This window comes from bacterium (assembly GCA_040753085.1).
Lineage (GTDB): Bacteria > UBA9089 > JASEGY01 > JASEGY01 > JASEGY01 > JASEGY01.
The window spans coordinates 1-3,703 of record JBFMHI010000207.1; the positions used below are offsets into that span (position 1 = coordinate 1).

The 3,703-nt window shown below is 45.6% G+C and carries 4 protein-coding genes; 3 read left to right on the forward strand and 1 reads right to left on the reverse strand.

The window, feature by feature from the left end; all coding sequences use genetic code 11:
- The first annotated feature begins 131 nt into the window (after positions 1-131).
- From AB1797_13495 to AB1797_13505, 3 genes are all read left to right on the forward strand, one after another.
- Positions 132-380, forward strand: coding sequence for a type II toxin-antitoxin system VapC family toxin (locus AB1797_13495; GenBank protein ID MEW5768600.1), 249 nt, complete (start codon positions 132-134; stop codon positions 378-380).
- A gap of 471 nt (positions 381-851) precedes the next feature.
- Entirely contained in the window at positions 852-1,607 is a 756-nt protein-coding gene (locus AB1797_13500; protein MEW5768601.1) for a 3-oxoacyl-ACP reductase family protein, read from the forward strand.
- Positions 1,608-1,850: 243 nt separating this feature from the next.
- Positions 1,851-2,534, forward strand: a complete 684-nt coding sequence (locus AB1797_13505; protein ID MEW5768602.1) for an imidazoleglycerol-phosphate dehydratase — start codon at positions 1,851-1,853, stop codon at positions 2,532-2,534.
- Here AB1797_13505 and AB1797_13510 read toward each other — a convergent pair.
- Complete coding sequence (locus AB1797_13510) at positions 2,518-2,988, reverse strand: hypothetical protein (protein MEW5768603.1); 471 nt, start codon at positions 2,986-2,988, stop codon at positions 2,518-2,520. The genes AB1797_13505 and AB1797_13510 overlap by 17 nt on opposite strands.
- Between the last annotated feature and the right edge of the window lie 715 nt (positions 2,989-3,703).

Here is a 3,703-nt window from a genome sequence, read left to right on the forward strand (position 1 = left end):
ACTGTAAAAATAGTGAAGTTAATTGACCAGTGTTTTCTGTGAGAAAACTACAATCCTGTTCCGTCTATTTACTATATCGGATAATATAGACTAAACTTGAGTTTTTTTTTATGGCTGAGTAGTTACCAAAAATGAAAAGAGAAGAGGTAGAAGAAGTAATAGAAAACCTTTCTGAACTTGGATTAGAAGTAGTGATGACTGCTCCTATGTTGACTAAAAAAGCCTTAAGGTTTGCTTATGACCGCCACATAACTGTCTACGATGCTCTCTATCTTGCCCTTGCCCAAGACTTAGAGTTTGAATTCATTACCGCAGACGGAAAACTTTATGAGAAAGTAAACAATTTTTGGTTTGTGAAATATCTTAAAAATATATCTTAAAAATCTTTGAAGAACAGACTTCTTCGATCTCCCTCACCGTGGTATCCGGCGATATCCTTTTTATGAGGGCAGAGACCCAAAAAGTCGAATAATTGCGCCCTGGGCCATCAGCTTTTAGCCCCGGAGGGGCGCTATGTTTAAGAGTAAAAAAGAAGACGCCTTACATACTTCTGCTTTCCTCCCTTTTTTAATAGAGGCTGAATAGTTACTTGAAGAATATATCCAGGTTTGCCGATAACTGATTCCCCCTCAAACAAGGGATGCCCAATTTCACTATGTTCAGAGCATGTAGGGGCGAACGGCCGTTCGCCCCTACTTCTGCTGGCCGGTACGGAGGCTACGAATAAAAGTTGCCGACAGAAGGTATCAAGCTCGGACCCCAGCGATGGCGGCTGGCCTTACCGACCCCTTTCGGAAGGGCTCACTCTACCTGCCATTCAATGTAAGGAGGCCACCAAGTGATAATCCCTGATGAATAAAAAATCCAAAATCCGAAATCCGAAATCCGAAATCTGCATTGTTACCGGGGCTTCACGAGGACTCGGGCGGGCCATAGCGGTTAGATTTAGCTTAGCGGGATATTGTGTCGTGGTAACTTACAGGCAGGAAAGCGAGAAGGCCAAGGAGGTAGTTAGACAGATTGGAGCAGCCAGGGCCTTGGCTTGCCGGGCTAATATAGCCAGGGAAAATGAAGTCGAGGCAATGATAGAAGAGACCCTGGAGCGCTGGGGGCGGATAGATATCCTGGTAAATAATGCCGGCTTGACCAGGGATAACCTGCTTATCCGATTGAAAGATGAAGAGTGGACAGAGCTTTTGGAGACTAATTTGAGGGGGGCCTTCCATTGCATCAAAGCGGTGGCTCCGGTGATGGCTAAGGGAGGAGGCGGCCATATCATCAATATTTCTTCTCTGGTAGGCATAAAAGGCGGTTTTGGTCAGGCCAACTACGCCGCCTCTAAAAGTGCCCTGATCGGCTTAACCCGGTCAGCCGCCGTGGAACTTGGGCCTCAAAATATCAAAGTTAATGCTGTTTTGCCAGGGTACCTTTTAACTGATATGGGCCTAAAGGCCGGTGTCCAAGCGATCGAACGGGTAAAAAAAGAAAACTGCCTGGGCCGCCTGTCCGAAGTAAATGAGATAGCTGATTTTGTCTGCCATCTGGCTCAGATGAATAATGTCTCAGGACAGATATTTAATCTCGACAGCCGGATTGGGTCTTTCTGACATACGGCGCACCGTCATAAACTGAGCTATTGAAGAGTGGAGAGACATCTCAGTTCTCCACTCTCAATTTTCAACTTCCATCGTAACCGTTCAGCCACTAAGACACTAAGGCAATAAGCAATAGCCAATAGGCAATAGGGAAGAATGCCCTATTGCCTATTGCCTATTGGCTTCTGTAATCTTAGTGCCTTCGTGTCTTTGTGGCTGAATAGTTATCTCTCATCTTAAAAGGAGGAATGAGGCGTGAACCAAGGAAAATCCCAAAGACCCAAAACTCCAGGGCGGGTAGGCGAAGTAAAACGCACCACCACTGAAACCCAGATAGATTTAAGGATTGATCTGGATGGAGAAGGCCGGTATGAGATTGAAACAGGGGTGCCCTTTTTAGACCATATGCTTTCGCTTATGGCCAGGCATGGTCTTTTTGATCTGACCATAAAGGCCGTTGGGGACACTGAAGTGGATGATCACCACACGGTAGAAGATGTTGGTCTTTGTTTAGGCGAAGCGGTAAATAAGGCCCTGGGAGACAAAAAGGGGATAAATCGCTATGGTCATATCATCCTACCGATGGATGAATCTCTGGTGATGGTTGGGATAGACATCAGCAACCGGCCTCATCTTGTCTTCAAAAACCCTTTCATTCCCCCTCGAATAATTAAAGACGGTGTCGTCTTTGAACCTGCTCTCCCTGCCCTGGGGGTTGGTTCAGGGACAATAGACCGCTTTGATCCTGAGTTAGTCAAGGAATTCTTGGCGGCCTTTGTCAATACCTCTAAGACAACCCTGCATATTAACCTATTTTACGGAGAAAACACCCATCACCTCATTGAAGCCATCTTCAAGGCCTTTGGCCGGGTTCTATCCCAGGCGACCAGACTTGAGGAACGAATTAAAGGGGTTCCATCCACTAAGGGACAACTATAATCTCCTGAAGGGATTTCTCAAAATCTTTGACCCTGGGCGGCTTTTTTCCTTTACCTGGTTCAATGATGTGCCCTTCTTCGATTAGTCGAGCTGCCTGATGGTCTGTGCCGCCAGGGAACTTTTCGTTCAGGCTGCCATCTGTTTTAATCACTCGCCAGTAAGGCGAAGGCTGCCTTCTGCCTTCCCTTAAATCCTCTTCTGCCGCCTCAGCGGCCACCCTGATGAAGATTCCAGTGGTCATCGGACAGGTCCAGTCAACCCTAAAATCCCTGGCCAACCGTTCCCTGATCTGATCTACGGTAACAAGTTTTCCCCTCTCTACCTTGCGGATGAGAGAATCAACATCTAATGGCCGTGGAACAAGCATTGCTCCCTTAGGCGTATCCATCACAATCTTAGGCAAGCCCTTTGCCTCTTCCAACTTCTCTCTGGCAGTCTTGCGTCTTTTAGCCATTGCCTCCTCCTTTAAATATATCCCTTGGCTTTGACCATTTTCTCCTTCGCCCCTGCGGGGCTTAATTAATTTCCAATCTAATAATCTATACTTTTGCACTTTTTGTCATTCCTGCGCAAGCAGGAATCCAGAAGTCTTGATATTACTGGATTCCCGCTTTTGCGGGAATGACGAGAGGTTATTGTAAGATATTTGTATTTCAAGTAGTTACAAAAAAGTGCGAAAGTATAGTAATAATGTTCCGTAGGTTTAAACCTACGGCTAACATACTGCAGCCCTTCGGGCTTTACCTGAAAGGTTTGAATTTTACATAACCACAGGTGAAACCTGGGGAAGGCGAAACAGCTACGAACATCTCAACCCTGAAAGGGTTGAATTCTAGGCGATGGATAATATTCGACCCTTGCAGGGTCGAGCGTGGCGATTTGTTTCCGTAGATTGCATCTACGGCTATTTAAAATTCGACGCTTTCAGCGTCAGTAGTCTACAACCTAACCATACAGGTTGAAAAATTCGGCTCAAGGCGGATCTCCTCAAATTCGCCTTGAGCTTTTTTTTAGTTGCATTATTCCAGAATTATGATACAATCTATACTTTTGCACTTTTTGTCATTCCTGCGCAAGCAGGAATCCAGAAGCCTTGATATTACTGGATTCCCGCTTTGGCGGGAATGACGAGAGGTTATTACAAAGTATTTGTATTTCAAGTAGTTACA

Excerpts from the sequence above, each read along its gene's own strand:
- AB1797_13500 (MEW5768601.1), top strand. The coding sequence starts at position 852 with ATGAATAAAAAATCCAAAATCCGAAATCCGAAATCCGAAATCTGCATT.
- AB1797_13495 (MEW5768600.1), top strand. The coding sequence starts at position 132 with ATGAAAAGAGAAGAGGTAGAAGAAGTAATAGAAAACCTTTCTGAACTT.
- AB1797_13510 (MEW5768603.1), bottom strand. The coding sequence starts at position 2,988 with ATGGCTAAAAGACGCAAGACTGCCAGAGAGAAGTTGGAAGAGGCAAAG.